17 protein-coding genes and 3 pseudogenes are annotated in these 17552 nt (G+C 60.6%); 9 read left to right on the top strand and 11 right to left on the bottom strand.

The genetic code is table 11. The annotated features are described in order from the left end of the window. Positions 1 to 36: 36 nt before the first annotated feature. Together V1294_RS19230 and V1294_RS19225 are read right to left on the bottom strand one after the other, a co-directional pair. A pseudogene (locus V1294_RS19230) lies at positions 37 to 321 on the bottom strand (GMP synthase (glutamine-hydrolyzing)); the annotation flags it as partial. A gap of 97 nt (positions 322 to 418) precedes the next feature. After that, complete coding sequence (locus tag V1294_RS19225) at positions 419 to 1300, bottom strand: LysR family transcriptional regulator (protein WP_334499351.1); 882 nt, start codon at positions 1298 to 1300, stop codon at positions 419 to 421. 257 nt (positions 1301 to 1557) lie between these two features. On the opposite strand from V1294_RS19225, the gene V1294_RS19220 reads away from it, so the two are divergent. Beyond that, positions 1558 to 2085, top strand: a complete 528-nt coding sequence (locus tag V1294_RS19220; RefSeq protein WP_334499349.1) for a nuclear transport factor 2 family protein — start codon at positions 1558 to 1560, stop codon at positions 2083 to 2085. Positions 2086 to 2136: 51 nt separating this feature from the next. Further along, positions 2137 to 2946, top strand: a complete 810-nt coding sequence (locus V1294_RS19215; protein WP_334499347.1) for an MBL fold metallo-hydrolase — start codon at positions 2137 to 2139, stop codon at positions 2944 to 2946. A gap of 283 nt (positions 2947 to 3229) precedes the next feature. Here the strand turns inward: V1294_RS19215 and V1294_RS19210 are convergent, their stop codons facing one another. Further along, a complete protein-coding gene (locus tag V1294_RS19210) occupies positions 3230 to 4189 on the bottom strand; it encodes an SDR family oxidoreductase (protein ID WP_334481325.1) in 960 nt (319 codons plus the stop codon). Positions 4190 to 4203: 14 nt separating this feature from the next. Further along, positions 4204 to 4347, bottom strand: a pseudogene (locus V1294_RS19205) (alkene reductase); the annotation flags it as partial. Between the two features lie 223 nt (positions 4348 to 4570). Between V1294_RS19205 and V1294_RS19200 the strand changes: the two are divergent. Beyond that, positions 4571 to 5446: a LysR family transcriptional regulator gene (locus V1294_RS19200; RefSeq protein ID WP_334499345.1), complete on the top strand. Its 876-nt coding sequence runs from the start codon at positions 4571 to 4573 to the stop codon at positions 5444 to 5446. Between the two features lie 346 nt (positions 5447 to 5792). On the opposite strand, the gene V1294_RS19195 is transcribed toward V1294_RS19200, so the two are convergent. Further along, a complete protein-coding gene (locus V1294_RS19195) occupies positions 5793 to 6683 on the bottom strand; it encodes a LysR family transcriptional regulator (RefSeq protein ID WP_334499343.1) in 891 nt (296 codons plus the stop codon). A 274-nt stretch (positions 6684 to 6957) separates the two neighbouring features. Here V1294_RS19195 and V1294_RS19190 point away from each other — a divergent pair, with 274 nt between their 5' ends. The 3 genes from V1294_RS19190 (at position 6958) to V1294_RS19180 (ending at position 8820) form a co-directional block, all read left to right on the top strand. After that, a complete protein-coding gene (locus tag V1294_RS19190) occupies positions 6958 to 7692 on the top strand; it encodes an SDR family NAD(P)-dependent oxidoreductase (RefSeq protein WP_334481329.1) in 735 nt (244 codons plus the stop codon). A gap of 86 nt (positions 7693 to 7778) precedes the next feature. Next, entirely contained in the window at positions 7779 to 8378 is a 600-nt protein-coding gene (locus V1294_RS19185; protein WP_334499341.1) for an NADPH-dependent F420 reductase, read from the top strand. Between the two features lie 106 nt (positions 8379 to 8484). Further along, the gene (locus V1294_RS19180; RefSeq protein ID WP_334499338.1) at positions 8485 to 8820 is read left to right on the top strand and encodes an acyl-CoA-like ligand-binding transcription factor; all 336 of its coding nucleotides are present in this window, start codon (positions 8485 to 8487) and stop codon (positions 8818 to 8820) included. Between the two features lie 79 nt (positions 8821 to 8899). Here the strand turns inward: V1294_RS19180 and V1294_RS19175 are convergent, their stop codons facing one another. From V1294_RS19175 to V1294_RS19165, 3 genes are all read right to left on the bottom strand, one after another. Then, positions 8900 to 9436 (bottom strand): dihydrofolate reductase family protein, encoded by a 537-nt coding sequence (locus tag V1294_RS19175; protein ID WP_334499335.1) that lies wholly within the window; start codon positions 9434 to 9436, stop codon positions 8900 to 8902. Between the two features lie 79 nt (positions 9437 to 9515). Then, positions 9516 to 10007 (bottom strand): YciI family protein, encoded by a 492-nt coding sequence (locus tag V1294_RS19170; protein WP_334499331.1) that lies wholly within the window; start codon positions 10005 to 10007, stop codon positions 9516 to 9518. Between the two features lie 838 nt (positions 10008 to 10845). Further along, complete coding sequence (locus V1294_RS19165) at positions 10846 to 11565, bottom strand: SDR family oxidoreductase (protein WP_334499329.1); 720 nt, start codon at positions 11563 to 11565, stop codon at positions 10846 to 10848. A gap of 766 nt (positions 11566 to 12331) precedes the next feature. Between V1294_RS19165 and V1294_RS19160 the strand changes: the two are divergent. Further along, positions 12332 to 12806: pseudogene (locus V1294_RS19160) on the top strand (VOC family protein). Between the two features lie 22 nt (positions 12807 to 12828). On the opposite strand, the gene V1294_RS19155 reads toward V1294_RS19160, so the two are convergent. Together V1294_RS19155 and V1294_RS19150 are read right to left on the bottom strand one after the other, a co-directional pair. After that, positions 12829 to 14091 carry a serine hydrolase domain-containing protein gene (locus V1294_RS19155; RefSeq protein WP_334499326.1) on the bottom strand — a complete coding sequence of 421 codons (1263 nt, stop codon included), beginning with the start codon at positions 14089 to 14091 and terminating at the stop codon, positions 12829 to 12831. Between the two features lie 331 nt (positions 14092 to 14422). After that, positions 14423 to 14908, bottom strand: a complete 486-nt coding sequence (locus V1294_RS19150) for a phosphotransferase-like protein (protein WP_247778383.1) — start codon at positions 14906 to 14908, stop codon at positions 14423 to 14425. Positions 14909 to 14939: 31 nt separating this feature from the next. Here V1294_RS19150 and V1294_RS19145 point away from each other — a divergent pair, with 31 nt between their 5' ends. Then, positions 14940 to 15176, top strand: coding sequence for a hypothetical protein (locus V1294_RS19145; protein ID WP_334499322.1), 237 nt, complete (start codon positions 14940 to 14942; stop codon positions 15174 to 15176). 211 nt (positions 15177 to 15387) lie between these two features. Here the strand turns inward: V1294_RS19145 and guaA are convergent, their stop codons facing one another. Then, positions 15388 to 16983 (bottom strand): glutamine-hydrolyzing GMP synthase, encoded by a 1596-nt coding sequence (guaA, locus tag V1294_RS19140; RefSeq protein WP_334499320.1) that lies wholly within the window; start codon positions 16981 to 16983, stop codon positions 15388 to 15390. A gap of 159 nt (positions 16984 to 17142) precedes the next feature. Here guaA and V1294_RS19135 point away from each other — a divergent pair, with 159 nt between their 5' ends. Further along, positions 17143 to 17517, top strand: a complete 375-nt coding sequence (locus V1294_RS19135) for a nuclear transport factor 2 family protein (RefSeq protein WP_334499318.1) — start codon at positions 17143 to 17145, stop codon at positions 17515 to 17517. Positions 17518 to 17552 lie beyond the last annotated feature (35 nt).

Raw genomic sequence — 17552 nt, 5'->3', positions numbered from 1 at the left:
AATTGAAAGCGAGAAGAATCTCGCTATACTTGATTTTCACTCCCACTCAATCGTCCCCGGCTTGCTCGTCGTACACCACCCGGTTCACGCCCTTCACTCGTTGATGATCCGCGTCGCGGTTTCGCCGAGGAATTTCATGTCGAAGGGATAGAAGTCGGCGGTCATGCCGTCGGTCGACGTCACCGCGCGCAGGCCCACGACGTATTCGTAGGTGCGATCGTCGCCCACCGTCTTCACCGGCAGCAACACGGCGAAGGCTTGCGAGATCGTGTCGTAGAGGCCGGCTTTTCGGATCTGGTCGATATAGACGGCGTCGGCCTGGCAGCGGCGGGGCTGAGGCCAGCGCGATGACTCGCGCACTCCACACGTCAGTTCCGATCGCCACGGCTACCGATCGTCGCGCGCCGACTATTTATTGTTAAGAGAGTCGCAGCGCGTTGACGAGTGCAGACAGCGCAGCAGGCTGATGCTGGCGACTGGGGTAATACATGAAAAAGCCGGGAATTGGCGGCGTCCAGTCCTCCAGCACACGGATAAGGCGGCGCTTCGCAACATACTCTGCGACCTGCTCTTCAAATGCGAGGCCTACGCCGACTCCAGCGAGTGCCGCCTGAATCACCAGATTGGTATCATCGATTATGAGCGGGCCGTTCACGCCGATCGTAACCGCCTTTCGTCCTTGCTCGAATTCCCACCGATACGGACCGCCCGGAAGACGCAGGCTTATGCATCGATGGTCATTCAGATCCTTGGGCTTCTGGGGAATGCTTCGTGATGCAAAATAGCCAGGCGATCCGACCACCGCCAATCGCAGCTCCTGCGTGACCCGCACCGCGATCATATCCTTTTGAATGTACTCGCCGAGTTGAATACCGGCATCGAACTCGCCCGCAACGAGGTCTACAGGGCCAGTGACAGTAACAACGTCAAGAACGATGTCGGGGTAGGTCTCAGCAAATGCCGTGAGCCGCGGCAACAATACCATCACGGCAGCCGACCTGGACATTACAATTCTAAGGCGCCCCGCAGGTCGGTGCCGAACGCTTCGGGCTTTGTTGAGGGCACGAGCAATTTGCTCAAGTGCCGGAGACAACTCTTTCAAAAGAGCTGCCCCTGCAGCGGTTGGTGCGACGCTCTTGGTCGTCCGAGCGAGAAGCTGCAACTCGAGTCGTTGCTCAAGTCCCCGGATCGTGTGGCTTAGGGCAGACTGAGACACACCTAGCTTTACCGCAGCCCGTGTAAAGCTTCGTTCACTGGCGACGATTGCAAACGTAGCTAGTTCGTTCAGTTCGTTTCTCATGATTTATGAATATCGCTCATGACTCCATGCCTTGCAACATGTCTAGTCTCATAAGCCACTTTGTCCTAGGGTTGCCAATAACAACAAGGAGACTTGAGGCAACCTTCCGCAGGTTTCGGCCGGCTTGACGCTCAGCACATGCAGCTGGGCCTATGAAAGCGGCTCGTTGTAACAACTTTTTGGGATGGCTATACCCGGCGGTTTTAATCCCATCTGAAGAACGCAACTTAAACCCACAGGGACTTTTGGAGAGCAGAATGTCAAAAATGGATCGGCGAGCATTTTTGAGTCGATCTGCCAGCGTGATTATTGGAGCTACGCTCGTCAGCACTCCTGGTTTGATGCCTGGAGATCGGACTTTCAGCCATGCGCAGTCTCCTCCCGTTCCAAATAACAACCTTATGGATAACAAGCTTATGGATGCCGATGCTCGTGCCTTGCACTCTCTAGCGCAGACCTATTTCGACGGTGCCTATGAAATGGATGCTGACAAATTTGCGTCCATCTTTCATCCCTCGAGTTCCGTGACCAAAGTCGGCGACGACGGCAACGTGAGCGTGACGCCGATCGGGATGTGGCTAGCAGCCGTCCGTAATATGAAAGCTCCGAAACAACAGGGCCTGGAGCGCCACGATCAGATCCTATCAATAGACGTTGATGGAGATCTCGCGCTTTTGAAGTTGAAATTGCAAATTCCACCGCGCTACTTCACCGACATGTTGTCATGCTTAAAGGTCAACGGAACCTGGAAAATCGCTCAGAAAGTCATGACTTCGAAAACCTAACGGCTTCGGTGCTGTTTTACAAAAGTGAATCATACGCTTGGCAGGTTGTCCGTGGAATTTCTGTCACAAAGCCCCAATGCCCTGGGCTGCGCTTCGGGATCATGGAAGATTTGGTCATTCTCTGACGGACATGTCGACCTGCCCGCCGAATCCCTCAGATATCCCAACAACAAAATATCCAAGCGGGCCGAACCGCCTCAGCGAGACGATTTGCTGGTTCGATTGTCGGTCAACTGCTTCCTGTTCGATCGCTCTGGCATCGACCGCGTTTTGATTGATTGTGGGGCGGGTGCGAGTTGGGACCCGTCCATGGGTCACCTCGAGGAGGCGATGGCAGAGGCAGGCATCGACACGTCATCGATCACCATGGTCGCCCTCACCCATGCTCATGGCGACCACATCAATGGTCTTCTAACGCCTGACGGTCGACGAGCATTTAACAACCTGAGCAAGATCGTGATCGGGGAGGACGCCGTTGAGGGGTTTCTTGCCGAGCCAAAACTAGCGGAGTTTCGTCCACTCCTTGCTCCCATTAACGGAGGAGACCGGCTGGCCGATCATTTGCTGGCGTTTGCAATGCCTGGGCATGCTCCGGGCCATATGGGTTATCTCCTTAGCACTGGCGAGGACGATATCTTATTCTGCGGCGACCTGATCCACGTTCCTGCTGCACAGTTTGCCCGTCCCGAGCTTACCTGGGCCTATGACGATGACGAGTCCATGGCGAGGACGACCCGGATCAAGTTGCTCCAGGACGCAGCGGATGCACATACTTGGCTGGCCGGCGCTCACCTAGGTCGACCAGGCCTCGGTAGAATAATTGAGAAAGGGCAGGGATATGCGTTTATCCCGGCCGCTTAGCTACTTGGCCCCCTACTCCCACTCGATTGCTCAGAGCTATATTAGCATGCTGGTTTATCAGCCAAACTTTTTCCGCGCGTCGCCAAAGACCGACTCCCAGATCCGTCAGAAATTTGCGCTCTTGATTTCAATAGGGAATTTCGGCGATCAGAAATTTTTTCGGGTTCATCGACTATCGGTACCGATCGGTTGATTTTGTTATCAGCCGCAACGAACGACCATCCGCTCAGCGGCCGAAAAGACCGTTAGCACTGATCACCACGCGGTCGCCTGAATCAGGAAATTAACCGATGACTTTCGCCCATCGTGTGATCGCATCTCGGGATGTAGGGGCGGGTCCAAAGAAGTGCTCTTGTTGCGAAATGTTCGAAACATAGACGCCCTTCTTGAAGAACAGAAACATCTGAATCAGATCATACCCAAGCTCGGAAAACAGCTTTACCGGGCGTGCGAGCAAGCGGAGAACCAGCCACGGCACCACCCGGACCTTGAGACGTCTCTTCGTAATTTCGGAGACGATATCGGCGATCTCTTGCTGGCTCTTGGGACCATCGCGCCAGCCGACATCGATCGTTTGGTTGTTGATTTCACTACCAGGAAATGTCGCGGCTTTGGCGAGATATGAGGCAAGATCATCCGTCAGCACATAGGACCACCTCGTGGCTTTATCGCCGACCGCCAGGAACCGGCCAGCTTTCGCACCCTTCGCAATATAGTCTGAGCTTTGATCGAGAAATGTAGGCGCGCGGACAAATACGTACGGCACCCCGGAGGCCTTGATCAGATCCTCGGCCACTTTCTTGGCATGGAAATGCGGCACTGCTGACGCAGACTCGCAGCTAACGATGCTGAGAAAGACAAATCGGCCAACATTGGCTCTTGCTGCGGCCTCTATAAGATTCTTGTTGCCCTGGAAGTCCGTGTCGAGGCTTCCTTTCATGTAACTGTTAGCCGAGCTGACGACGACGTCCACGCCCTGCAAAGCACGATCCAGTGACCCTGGATCCATCATGTCGCCGCGCACCCATTCGACATCGGCGCTCTCATTTGAGGGCGCGCCCTTACGCGACATCGCAACGACGGCCACATTCGCATCATGCGCCAGGTTGCGGAGAATCTTGGCTCCGAGGAATCCTGTGGCGCCGACGAGCAAGACCTTTTTCTTCCCCGTCGCGCTTGAATTTACGGTCTCGGCAAGTGCCTTCCTATCCGAGGTAGTCGAAGTATGCGGTGATTGGGTCAATTTAAAATCTCCGGTCATGAACTGGTATTGGTTCGGGCGCTCAGGGCGGGGTAATCGACGTAGCCTCGCGCGGTGCCGCCGAAGAAAGTGTTGTGGTCTGGCTCGTTCATCGCCGCATCAGCCTTCAGCCGAACGACGAAATCCGGATTGGCGCCGTGAACATGCCCGTCCCCGGCGCGATCGCGGACGGTCGAAGGCGGCGCGGCTGCGGGTCATGGGCGTCATGACCAGCCGGTTGGGAAGCATGCAGCGGCCAATGCGGACCGGGGTGAACAGTGGAATCATTTGGGTTCTCCATTCGCTGGAGTCCTTGTCCACCATTCCGATTTCGGGATAAATCCGATAGAATTGAAATCATATTTCCATATATGGAGCAATCAGTTGAGCCATTTGAACGACATGGCGCTGTTCGTGGAGGTGGCCAGAGCCAGGAGTTTTCGGAAGGCCGCGGAGGCTCTCGGTATGCCAAACTCCACGCTGTCGCGACGTATCAGCGAGCTGGAGAAGGCGATCGGCCTGCGACTGCTGCATCGCACGACGCGCAACATCGAGCTCACCGAAGCCGGCCAGATCTATTATGAACGAAGCAAGCGAATCGTCGACGAGGCACGGCTCGCGCACGAACAGCTCGGCGCGATGGTTGAGCAGCCGAGCGGTGTCCTGCGGGTTTCGCTCCCGGTCGACTTCGCTACGCTTTACCTCACGCCGATCATCGCCAATTTCGCGCGGCACTATCCCGGCATCACGTTCGAATTCGACCTGACCCCACGCCGCGTCGATTTGGTGGCCGAGCCGTTCGATGTGGCGATCCGCATCGGCAAACTGGAAGATTCCAGTCTGATCGCTCGCCTGATCGGGCGGCATTCGCGCCACCTCTATGCGTCTCATGGCTATATCGAAGCGTCAGGCGAGCCCGCGACACCGGCGGACCTGGCGGAGCATGAATGCATCTGCATGCCGCGGATCCCGACCTGGACTTTGCACCAGGGGATGAACAAGGTCGATGTCGGTGTTCGCGGCCGCTTCACGCTCAACAGCGTGGGGATGACCCGCGCCCTGGCGGTCAACCACCAGGGCATCGCCCTGCTTGCCGAGAAGATCGTCGCCGAAGATCTTGCCTCTGGCCGCCTCCGGCGTGTCCTGCCCGAATGGCAGGGGTCGTCGGTCAGCATTTACGCCGTCACCGAAACTCGCCTTATTCCAGCCAAGACCCAGCGCTTCATCGAATTCCTGTCCTCCAGGCTGATGGAAACTTGAAACATGCTGGAGGTTCTCATGGGGACGCGCGGGAACCGAGATTGTCTTGCCGCTGACGATGGAGCGCCAAGTCTCGTTGCCCTGCCCCGCGGCAGCTAGCCGAGCGCTGATTGCGAGACTGTCTCCTGAAGGCTTCGATCTCCGGCAATCGGCGCGAAGCAGATCGGCCTTTGCGCGCGCTATTCTACGTTAGCTAGAGCACTCCGCCTTTTGAAGCGACCTTACATCATCCTGAAAGTGGTCGCAGATCGGACCTGCGCGGCAGGGATTGAAAACGCCAGTTCAGCAGAGTGAGAATCGGCTTCCGACCGGATTACGGCAAGCGTCGCCGGCGACCTGCTGCGCATCAGTCGCGCGATATGGACAGCCCCGCTAGAAGCGGAGCGTACGCGGCGAGCCTGCGGGATACGAACTCCGTGAAGAGCCGCACGCGCTTCGTCTTGCGTGTCTCCCCCTGTGTGAGAAGCCAGAGCGTTCCGTACATGTGCAGGTCGGTGCCCGGCACCCTCACCAGCAGGGGGTCGGCATCGCCGACGAAGCACGGCAGTGTCGTCATCCCGATCCCTTGCCTTACTGCAACGATCTGCGCCTCAGCGTCCGTGGTCCTGAACGGAACCCCCGTGGTGCGGACTTCGCGGGCCCAGTCCGGGATTCCATGAATGCTTATGACGATCCACCGGATGGGATCAGGCGCGCCCGCACGCGACGCGGCTAGTCGATCGCGGGACATGTAGACGCCTCCGAACAGCTCCGGTCCCTTCAGGCCGTGAAGATTGAGCGGCAGAGTTTTGCGGTCGTAGACAACGCGGATCGCCACGTCGGCCTCTCGGTTGGTCAGATTTGCCAGCTCGCCGGACGACAAGATTTCCATCTCGATGTCCGGATGCAGACGCGCGAAATCGGCGAAATCCGGCATGAACAGGTGTGTCGCTAAGGGCGGCGCCAACGTCACCCGCAGAAGCCCGCGCACGCTCTGGTCGCGCCCGAAGACGCGCGTCTCCAGCTCGTGCGACGACGCTTCCATCTGGTCCGCGAGCTCGAGAACCTCCTCGCCCGCAGCCGTCAGCCGGTAGCCTGAAGGCAACTTTTCGAACATCTGCGCGCCCAGGCGTTCCTCGAGCTGGGCGATGCGTCGCAGCACGGTCGAGTGATTCACCCCGAGGCGCTCCGCCGCAGCCCGCACTGAGCCTCCGCGCGCGACGGCCAGAAAGTAGCGAACGTCATCCCAGTCGATCATGGTGCATTCCGGCACCGCACGGTGCGCCTTCCAAAGCCCGTATCTAACATATCGTGCAGCAATACGGGCGGTCATCATAGCCTTTGTCGACGAGCGCGGCCCAATTCCGAACGGCGGGACACCGATCGTCGCGGCTGGCGTCAGTCGTCCAACCGGATCGATTTCGCACCACCGATGTGCGCGCTTCTGCACTCAACGCCTGACGCCGGCGGACCCATGTTGAGGTTCTCGGGGGCATCCCCGAACGACCAAAGACGGAGTCTGAAAGGAAGTCATGGGAAAGCTTGAGGGTAAGATTGCAGTCATCACGGGTGGATCGAGCGGCATGGCGCTGGCGAGCGCCAAGCGCTTCGTTGAAGAAGGCGCCTATATTTTCATCACGGGCCGGAGGCAGGAGGCGCTCGACGAGGCCGTCAAGCTGATTGGCCGGAACGTGACCGGCGTGCGCGGCGACGCGGCCAATCTCGACGACCTCGACCGTCTGTTCGATACGGTCAAGCGGGAAAAGGGCAGGATCGACGTCCTGTACGCGAGCGCCGGCATGGGCGAAGCCGTCCCACTGGGCGAGATTACCGAGCAGCACTTCGATGCGGCCTTCAACCTGAATGCGCGCGGCACGCTGTTTACGGTTCAGAAGGCGTTGCCGCTGTTCAACGATGGCGGATCGATCTTCATGACGGGGTCAGTTGCTTCGGTGAAAGGTTTTCCTGGTTACGGCGTGTATTCGGCGAGCAAGGCGACATTGCGCTCATTCGCACGCACTTGGCTCAACGAACTGAAGGGCAGGAATATCCGGGTGAACGTGCTGAGCCCGGGGCCGATCGCCACACCGATGCAGGACCAAGTTCTCACCGAGGAAGCGAAGCGGATGTTCGAATCCCTGATCCCGCGGGGAAAGATGGGTCGTCCTGAGGAAATTGCGGCGGTCGCGCTGTTTCTTGCTTCAGACGATTCGAGCTTCGTGAATGGGGTGGAGTTGTCTGTCGACGGCGGCTTCTCGGCCATCTGAATTCGCGCCGGATCGCCGGAAGTGGCTGATCGGCAGGCGCCGTTGAAGGCCGGGAAATCAATATCAACAAGGATCGGAGAACCATTATGAGCTACGCGATTGTAGGATTCGGTAAGATAGGCCAGGCCCTCGCCCACGCCTTCGCCCGTAAAAACATCGAGGTGACCGTCGCGAGCCGCCGGCCGCCCGAGGCGTTGGCGCCGCAGGCTCGGGCGATTGGACCCACGGTCGTCGCCAAGTCGTTGCGGGAAGCACTCGAGGCCGACACAATCATCTTGGCGGTCCCGTTCGGGGAGCATCGCGAGGTTGCGAAGGCCCTGCCGAGCTGGAAAGGCAAGACAGTGATCGACGCGATGAATGCGTTTCCAGTCCCTGAACAGCTGGACGGTCTACCGTCCTCCGCCTTCGTCGCGAAGACGTTCACCGGCGCCAAGCTCGTGAAAGGTTTCAATCATCTGATTGCGGCCACCCTGGCTGCCGATCCGATCGTCGAGGGCGGGCACCGCGTCGTCTTTCTGTCGAGCGACGACGAGGACGCGATCGCTCCCGTGGCGGCCTTGGCCAAACAACTCGGGTTCGCACCCGTCAAGCTGGGAAAGCTCAACGAGGGTGGCGCGCTGGTGCACGCACGCGGCCGCACTTGGGGCCAGCTCATCTTCCAGGATTTGTTCAAGAAGGAGCAGTAATCGATCTACGACCGTGTGATCGACGCCGAGAACTGGTCGCGCGCGCTAACTTCTTCGAGCAGCGCGCGACCGAATATTTGAAGGCCACAAAGTCGCGAAGGTTGGGGTGGGCCTGACGGCGTATGGGGGCGAAACCGGCATCTATCGCTGCAGCTTTCAGGCCGATTACAAGCAAACCAGGGTGATCGAACGCCTGATGTGTGCGAACGAGTCGCTTCGCATTCGACACCAGGCGAAATATGTAGAGAAGGAACAAGCGGTATTCGACGCGCTCTGCCAGATGTGGCCGCAGCCCAAGCGGCAGCCTGCGCTGCGCATTGTCGCCATGATGTCGATCGGAGCACTTCGTCTTGCGATCGACAACTGGAACCGCGACCAGGGGAAGCGACCTATCGCCACTTATCTAAAAGAGGCGTTCGCCGACCTGAAGTCGGAGATTTGAAACGGCGCCTGCGATGAGCGAAGCGATCGTCACCGAAGAACCTGACGCGTCGATGCCGTCGGTCGGGCGAGTCCCGTCATCAAGCAGAAACGTACGTCAACCTGATCACGTCCTCGCCAATTCGATCGCTGGCCACAAGGCGGAGCGGCGGCCGGGGGCCGGAGAAGAATGGTTTGCCGCGACCCAACACGACGGGGTGGAGGTACAGTTGATACTCATCAATAAGACCAAGATCGGTTAGGCTTCGCGCCAGGTCTGGTCCGGCGACGTCAATCTCCCCCACGCGCTCAGCCTTCAGTCCCCGTATCACCGCCTCGAGGTCATCCGCGACAAGCGTGGCGTTGGGGCCGACTGACTCCAGGGAGCGCGACACGACCCACTTCGGTTGGTTCCGCCACGCCGCCGCGAAGTCGCGTTCGTCCGGGGTCCACTCAGGATGGTCTTCGTCCCAATAGCGCATCACCTCATACATGCGGCGACCGTACACGCTGCCCGCCAGGCCGCGCACTTGCTCGATGAAGTGACGAAAGAGCGCGGGGCTTGGCGCAAATTCCGGATGGTCATGGTCGACGTAGCCGTCCAAGGACTGGTTCATTCCAAATACGATCTTCGCCATGGCGATTTCCTCAGCTTTCCACAAGAAACGGAATCTCACGGCCAACCGAGACGGATGGCGGCCGATCCAGCCGACGGTATCAGGCGACGCCGAGCTTCCCGCGCTCCCCGTCACGGGGCGCCGAGAGCTCCTCGGGCGTCAGATACTCAGCCAGATCCGCCGCCTCGTAGAACGGGCGGATCTCGACCCCGCTCGGGCCTAACATGGGATTGCGCTTCGCCCAGGCCACGGCCTCGTCCATGTCCTTGACCTGCCAGATCATGAAGCCGGCGACCAGCTCGCGGGTCTCGGCGAACGGCCCGTCGATGACCTTGCTGCTCGAACCATCTGACGTGATGCGCTTGGCCTGGGCGTTGTTCTGGAGGCCGGCGCCGGCCACCATGATTCCGGCCTTGACCAGCTCGTCGGTGAACTGGTCCATGGCCGCGAACGCCTCTTTCGTGGGGGGCGCGCTTTTTTCGCTGCCGTCAGCGGCTTTTCCGAACACCATCACCCGCATCGTCTGTCTCCTTGTGGCGGTCCAAACCTGAGGACGAGCCAGATCGACAAGATCCGACAGCACCGCGATCATTTTTTTGGCGCGTGCCCTTCTGTCGTCGCCACCGGCCCTCGACCTTCCGGAGGCCCTGCCGGAGTCAGGCCCTTTCGACCCGGGCCCACTTGCCCCCTACTCCCACTCAATCGTCCCCGGCGGCTTGCTCGTCCGTGAACGCAATGCGGTTCTTCTGATTCAACTGTCAAACAGCGTGGGTACGGACCCACGTTCTCGCGGCACGAAATGCCCGAGCTATTGTCTTGATTTTACCCTCTCGAAAGACAGAGGGCGCAGGGAAGACCGGGTGCTTGCTGCACCCGCGGTCTCGCGTGCGATTTGCGCAAACAAAACTGCACACGAGCATACAGGGCAGCGGGAACACTCCGGCCTTCCCTGCGCAATGGCTTTACGGCTTACTTCGTGCTCTTCCCGGAGAACGGCTCTTTTGCCTCCGTCGCCCCCGAGAAGCTTCGCTTCTCTTGGACTTAGCGCCAGCACCGCGGCGCCCGAACCACACGACTTCGCCGTACGCTCAAGCCACACACGTCAGTCGCAGCTCTCGCGTCCATCGCATCTCACCGCGCGTTCGTGACGATGGCCAACGCCCCTCATCCGCCGTGAGACGGGCGGAGTTATGGGACTGATTTGGGTGAGAACGAAAGCGGAATATTTTTGATTCCTGGCCTTGACACGATTTCGGAAAATCAGAAGTGATTTGCCTGTCGTGCCGGTTTGTGACGCGGCCTTGAGCCACCGTTGCAATTTTGTGTCACCGTGGTCCCCGTAATCCCGCGCAATCCTAGCAAAAGAGACGTGTCGCGTTGCCTCCATCGCGCCCTCGCGCATCACGTGCGATCCTTCAGTCAGACGCCCATCATCGCGGGTCCGGCCTGAGCCGATCGAGTAGGGAGTTCCAGCTCCCTTGCCGCGCACCCTTGCCCCACACAATCTCGAACGTCGTCCGCGAGGCGTGCGGATGCTCCATGGCTTCAACGAACGCCTCCGCGACATCAGCGCGGGCGATCCGGTTCCGAGGCGCCAGCGGCAGGGCGTCCTGCCCGACGACGACCGCGCGCCCCCCGGCAGGCCGATTGAGCAGGAAGCCAACGCGGATGATCGTGTAGTCCAGGTCGCTGGCGCGAATATCGTCTTCAACGCGCCGGCGCCAGACCAGCGTGTTCCTCTTGAGCAGGTTGATGAGGGTCCCGGCCAAAGAAGACGTCCCGATGCCGATCGAGTTGAGATAGACGAAGCGGCCGTGGAACCCGGCTCGGCGCGCGGCCGCAAGCGTGTCCACCACGCCCTGATAGTCCGTCGCCTTGACTAGGCGCTCCGGCGCGTAGCGTCCGCTGGGCGCGCCTGCGGTGAAAATGATGTGATCCACATCCGCCACCGCGGCAGGGAGCGTCTCCGGCTTTGTGAGATCCCCGGCGACGACCTCAAAAGAGTGGCCCAGTTCGGCTGCGGCTGCGGCCAGGTTGCGCGCGAGCACCCGGACCTGATAGCCGCGCTGGTGCAGCAGGCGCGCGATCAGGAGCCCGGCGCCCCGCGTGCCGCCAATAACCAGAACCCGGCTCTTTCGGACCTTGCTCATCGGGCCTCCTGCTCAAGCGCTCGCCGCAAGATCCAGCGCATTGCCGCGAAGGCGCGTTCGCGATCCTCACCGTCCGCCAACGCGTCGGCGGTCTCGTGGATGACCGCAAATATGGGCCGTCCTGCTAGCGCCGCAGGCGATCGCCTGTTCCTCGAACGAGAACCGCTCTGGTAAAGCCCATCGTGCCATTATCGCCGTTCCTCCGGGTCTAGAAATCGCGAAGTTCATGTGGCTTTGGTTCACGCCTAAGTGTCGAAGCATGAACGCTCTGCGAGACGGCCGGTTGCACAATCGAAATCGGCTCGGCCAACTGGGGAACGGGGCTGTGCTGGGCCGTTTAGAGAATGTGCCGCCGTCGTATGCCGGGTGACCGCAACGTTATTGTCGCGGCCGGTCTCCCTGCCCGTCGATTTCAGGACCGGGGCCGTGCTTATGGACCTTGCCCCCTGACGCCTCCTCTGAACGCGCGAAATCGCAGCCCGTAGGGCTGCGCGAACGCGGCATCGGTCCCTGGGAACAGCAATGGCACGAAGCGGAAGACTGGTATTTTCAGCACGCCACGCCGGATCGATGGTTCGATATCATCGTTGAGAATCAGTAATCGAAGCCCGCCTGACCGTGCCCGCCGGCCAAACGACCCCTGCCGGCAGCGAACCCGCGGCGAAAAAAGAGTTGAGCGACGTCGGGACGCGACCTGTTCGATCGTCCTTTGCTGGTAGCGGTGCCGGCAAGCCTCGCGCCTGCGGAAAATGTAAGGAGAACAACGGTGAACAAGAACACGATCTGCCTGTGGTACAACCATGACGCCGAAGAGGCCGCGCGGTTTTACGCCAAAACCTTTCCCGACAGCAGCGTCGACGGGGTTCATAAAGCACCGTCCGACTTTCCGGGCGGCAAGGCCGGCGACGTCCTGACCCGTGCAGTTCACGGTATGCGGCGTGCCCTGCATCGGCCTCAACGGCGGCGACATCTTCAAGCAGAGCGAGGCGTTCTCGTTCCAGATCGCCACCGAGGACCAGGCGGAGACCGACCGTTACTGGAACGCGATCGTCGGCAATGGCGGCGCCGAGAGCGCATGCGGATGGTGCAAGGACAAATGGGGCCTGTCGTGGCAGATCACCCCGCGCGTCCTGACCGACGCGATGGCCAAGGGCGGCGACGTGGCAAAGCGCGCGTTCGAGGCGATGCTGACGATGCAGAAGATCGACGTTGCGAAGATCGAGGCGGCGGTGCGCGGATAGACACAGGCACTTGGCGGGGGCATCAGCCCCCCGCCATGAGGTCCTTTGCCAGCGCCATGTAGGCCGGCAGCGTCACGGGGTCGTTGGCGGCGTTGCCGGCCGCCGGGTGCGAGGCATAGCGGGCGATCACCATCTCGGCTTTCGGATCGATATAGATGCCCTGCCCGTGAACGCCGCGCGCCATGTAGGCGCCGTGCGCATTGTGCGTGATCCACCATTGATTGCGGTACGACCCGCCGGGCAATGTCGTGTAGCCCGCCGGCTTGAATTTTGCGGGATCGCCGCCGCGGGCGATGTCTTCCACCACGGCCGACGGCACGATCTGGCGGCCGTTGAAGCGGCCGTGATTGCGGATCGTCTCGCCGAAGCGGGCGAGATCGCGCAAGCTGGTCGAGAGGCCACCGCCGCCGCTTTCGGTGCCGATGCGGTCGACATGATAATGCGCGTCCTCTTCCGCCCCCATCGGAATCCAGATGCGCTCCGAGAGCAGATCGGACAGCGTCATCCCGCTCGCCCGCCGGCAGATAAAGGCCAGCACGTCGGAATTGACGGTCTTGTAGGCGAAGGCCTTGCCGTGCTCGCCCTGCTTCTTCTGCGCGCACAGGAAATCGAAGATGTTGGTCGCGCCCTCATAGCCCGGCTCGATCGGCGCCATGCCGTTCGCCCGCCGCAGCCCGAACACGCCGGAATTCTTATCGGTGTAAACTTCCGTGTATTCGAGGCCCATGGTCATATCCATCGCCTCGTGCACGCGCGCATCGCCGAATGCGCTAGTCTTCAGCTCCGGCACATAATCCGTGACAGGCGCCTGCGGATCGATCTTGCCTTCCGCCACCAGAATGCCGGCGAGCGTGCCGGTGAACGATTTCGTCACCGACATCGCGATATGCGGCTTGTGCGGCTTCAGCGCACCAAAATAGCGCTCGTAGATCAGCTTGCCCCGGTGCAGCACCGCGATGCCGTCGGCATAGGTTTCCTCGAGCATGCGCGCAAACGTCATCGGCCGCCCGTCCATGGTGACCGAAGCGGACGCACCGATATCGTGCTCCTCGCGCGGCAGCGCGGATGCAGGCCCTGCCCCGCGCCAGACGTTCACGGTCGGCACCAACTGGCGGATATTGCTCCACGCCCAACGCAATTCGGGGAAACTGCGGAACGAGCCGTTCTGGAACATGATGGTTTTATCCGGCGGCGGGGGAAAGCCCTGCATCCAGCCCAACGTTTGCGGATCGGTCTCGGCGGCGGTTGGAGTGGTGGTCTGGCTGGGTGCGGTCGCGGCGGACATGAAGGCTGGCTCCGGAGGGGCGATGCAGGAGTCGTAACATGGCGGCCTAGGGTGTGCAGCCGGCATTTGAGCGGGGGCGATCGGCGTGGCGAGCAGATTTGTAGGCCGCATGAGCGCAGCGATATGCGGAAGGAGAAGTCCGGGTATTAGCGCGCTCACCCGGGGCTACGCTTCCAGTATAGATAAGACCGGCTAAGCCCGGCAGCTTGCCATTTAGTGCACCGTCACCGTAATTCACCGAGCGCGCGATCCGGCCGTTAGCCGTCGGGCCTGGACCCGCGGGAATCATGAGCCCGCCCAGAGCGCGATCATCTAATGATGTATTACCCAGCTAGATGCTTCCAATGAGGCGTCGCACCGCAACCGCGCCTTCTTCCGGGGTACACAGCGAGGTGTCTACCTCCAGGTCGTAAGCGCGACGGTATGCCGGATGATCGACCTGTTCACGGGCCATCCCAGGCGCGCGGTTGTCGCGCGACCGTTCTCGTTCCTCAAGAACGTCAAGCGGAGCCCAGACGCGGACGACGTAAGTGGGCCGTCCGCGAAGCACGTTCAAACATGCATCTATTTGGACTTCATCCCGCAAGACGAAGTCCAGGACAATGTCGAAGTGCGTTTGCACGACACGTGCAAGTGTCGAGCGCAGGTTTTCGCAGTGGATGCTGTAGGCCTGAGCGCGTTCCGCGTCGCTCCGCATATCGCGGCGATTCGACATTGTGACGAATGCGTCCAGGGAGATGTGGAATGCTGGCACTGGTGCGGTCGCCTGCAGCGCCTTGGCGATGCTCGACTTGCCCGCGCTTGTAGTACCGTGCAAGACAATCGCCGTCGGAGCCATAGCGTCTAATATGTTTGTTATCATCGATCATCCGCGAGCAGATCATGGTGGCGCTGGAGACGGCGTTGCAGGTGGCATTGCCCGGTATTTAAGTCGAACACAACCGCGATCGGCCGGCAGAGGCCGATCGCAACCGCTGATCCTGCTGGACAGCAGCCAGACGCCGGACAACTCGATGGCCGCCGGCGTCATCACGGCAGGAGTCGCCAACCAGAACATCGGCGCTGCGGACGTTGCGCAGAAGTGAGGTTGGACACAGTCTGCGCGCCGCTTTGTCGGTGTGACCACGCTTCGGCGGCACGTCGAACATGAAGAAGGTCGTGATGTTGGTCATGCGCCGCGCACCTTCGTGGAGCTGAGCAATCAGCGGTCGTTCGGTAACGCTCAAGGTCTATCGAAGACCATCATTCGGTTGGATGCGCGATACTGTCCTAACGCATCCTCCACTATCCTGCGCCCTACTCCCACTCAATCGTCCCCGGCGGCTTACTTGTCACGTCGTACACCACCCGGTTCACGCCCTTCACCTCGTTGATGATCCGCGTCGCGGTCTGGCCGAGGAAGCTCATGTCGAAGGGATAGAAGTCGGCGGTCATGCCGTCGGTTGACGTTACCGCGCGCAGGCCGACGACGTATTCGTAGGTGCGGCCGTCGCCCATCACGCCCACCGTCTTCACCGGCAGCAGCACGGCGAAGGCTTGCCAGATGGTGTCGTAGAGGCCGGCTTTGCGGATCTGGTCGATATAGACGGCGTCTGCCTGGCGCAGGATGTCGAGCTTTTCCTTCGTGATGTCGCCGGGGCAGCGGATGGCGAGGCCGGGGCCCGGGAACGGGTGGCGGCCGACGAAGATTTCGGGCAGGCCGAGTTCGCGCCCCAACACGCGGACCTCGTCCTTGAACAGTTCGCGCAGGGGCTCGACCAGCTTCATGTTCATGCGCTCGGGCAGACCGCCGACATTGTGGTGCGACTTGATCGTCACCGACGGGCCGCCGGTGAAGGAGACGCTCTCGATCACGTCGGGATAGAGCGTGCCTTGGGCCAGGAAATCCGCGCCGCCGATCTTCTTGGCTTCCGCGTCGAACACGTCGATGAACAGGCGGCCGATGGTCTTGCGCTTCACTTCAGGGTCGGTGGCGCCTGCGAGTTCGCCGAGGAATTGTTTTGAGGCATCAACATGCACCAGCGGAATGTTGTAGTGATGCCGGAACAGGTCGACGACGGTCTTGGCTTCATCAAGCCGCAGCATGCCGTGATCGACGAACACGCAGGTGAGCTGGTGGCCGATCGCTTCATGAATCAGCACCGCGGCCACCGCTGAATCGACGCCGCCGGAGAGGCCGCAGATCACCCTGCCCTTGCCGACTTGCGCGCGGATCTTTTCGATAGCCTCTTCACGAAACGCGCGCATGGTCCAGTCGCCGGTGAGGCCTGCGACCTTGCGGACGAAATTGCGGATCAGCTTGGCGCCGTCGGGCGTGTGCACCACTTCGGGGTGGAACATCAGGCCGTAATATTTGCGCTTCTCGTCCTGGATCACCGCGAACGGCGCGTTCGGCGAAACGCCGGCGACGCTGAAGCCCGGCGGCATTTTGGTGATGCGGTCGCCATGACTCATCCACACCGGATGACTCTCGCCCATCGACCAGGTGTCGTCGAACAATCTGCTCGCCGTCTTCACCTCGACATCGGAGCGGCCGAATTCGCGGTGGTGGCCGCCCTCGACCTCGCCGCCGAGTTGGGCGGCCATGGTCATCTGGCCGTAGCAGATGCCGAGCACGGGAACGCCGGAATCGAAGATCTTTTGCGGCGCGCGGGGCGAGCCTTCCTCATGCACCGATTCCGGGCCGCCGGAGAGGATCACTGCTTTCGGCTTCATCTCGTCGAAGGCAGCTTCCGCCTTCTGGAACGGGACGATCTCGGAATAGACGCCCTCCTCGCGCACCCGGCGCGCAATCAGTTGCGTCACCTGACTGCCGAAGTCGACAATCAGAATCTTGTCATGCGCCGAGGCCACCGAGGTGGTCTGCTCGCGGGCTTGTTGTGCTGCTGTCATGGACAGGAATTACGCGACGGGGCGCGGCCTCGCAACCGCGGCAAAGGGTTGGCCCACATTCTTTCTGGGCCGTGGACAAACCCAATTTAGGTAAGTATTATTGACCTAATTTGCGCTCGACAGTTGTCGAGAGCAAATCGCGAGGAAACGGAGGGAACCATGCAAAGCCAGCACTACGCGGCGGCCGATCTCGCCGCGCTCGGCCGGGAATGGATCGCCGCCTGGAACTCGCACGACCTCGAGCGCATCCTAGCGCTTTACGCTGAGGATGCCGAAATGACCTCCGACCGTATTCAGGCGCTCGGCCTGGAAGCCAGCGGCACGCTGCGCGGCAAGGAAAGCTTGCGAATGTACTGGGGCAAGGCGTTTCGGCTGTTGCCCGGCCTGCATTTCGACCTGATCGACACCTATGTGAGCCCGGACAGCGTGGTCGTGTTTTACCAGAACGAGCGCGGCGCGCAGATCTGCGAATATTTGCGGCTCGATGCGAGGGGAAAGATCAGGCAGGGTTCGGCCAATCATCTCGCGCATTAAGGCCCTGCCTGTGCGACGTGTTCCAACGTGGACCA

It is taken from the genome of Bradyrhizobium sp. AZCC 1678 (assembly GCF_036924765.1).
GTDB classification, from domain to species: domain Bacteria; phylum Pseudomonadota; class Alphaproteobacteria; order Rhizobiales; family Xanthobacteraceae; genus Bradyrhizobium; species Bradyrhizobium algeriense.
Note: the sequence above shows the minus strand (reverse complement) of the source record. Positions and strands in the feature narration are given on the sequence as shown.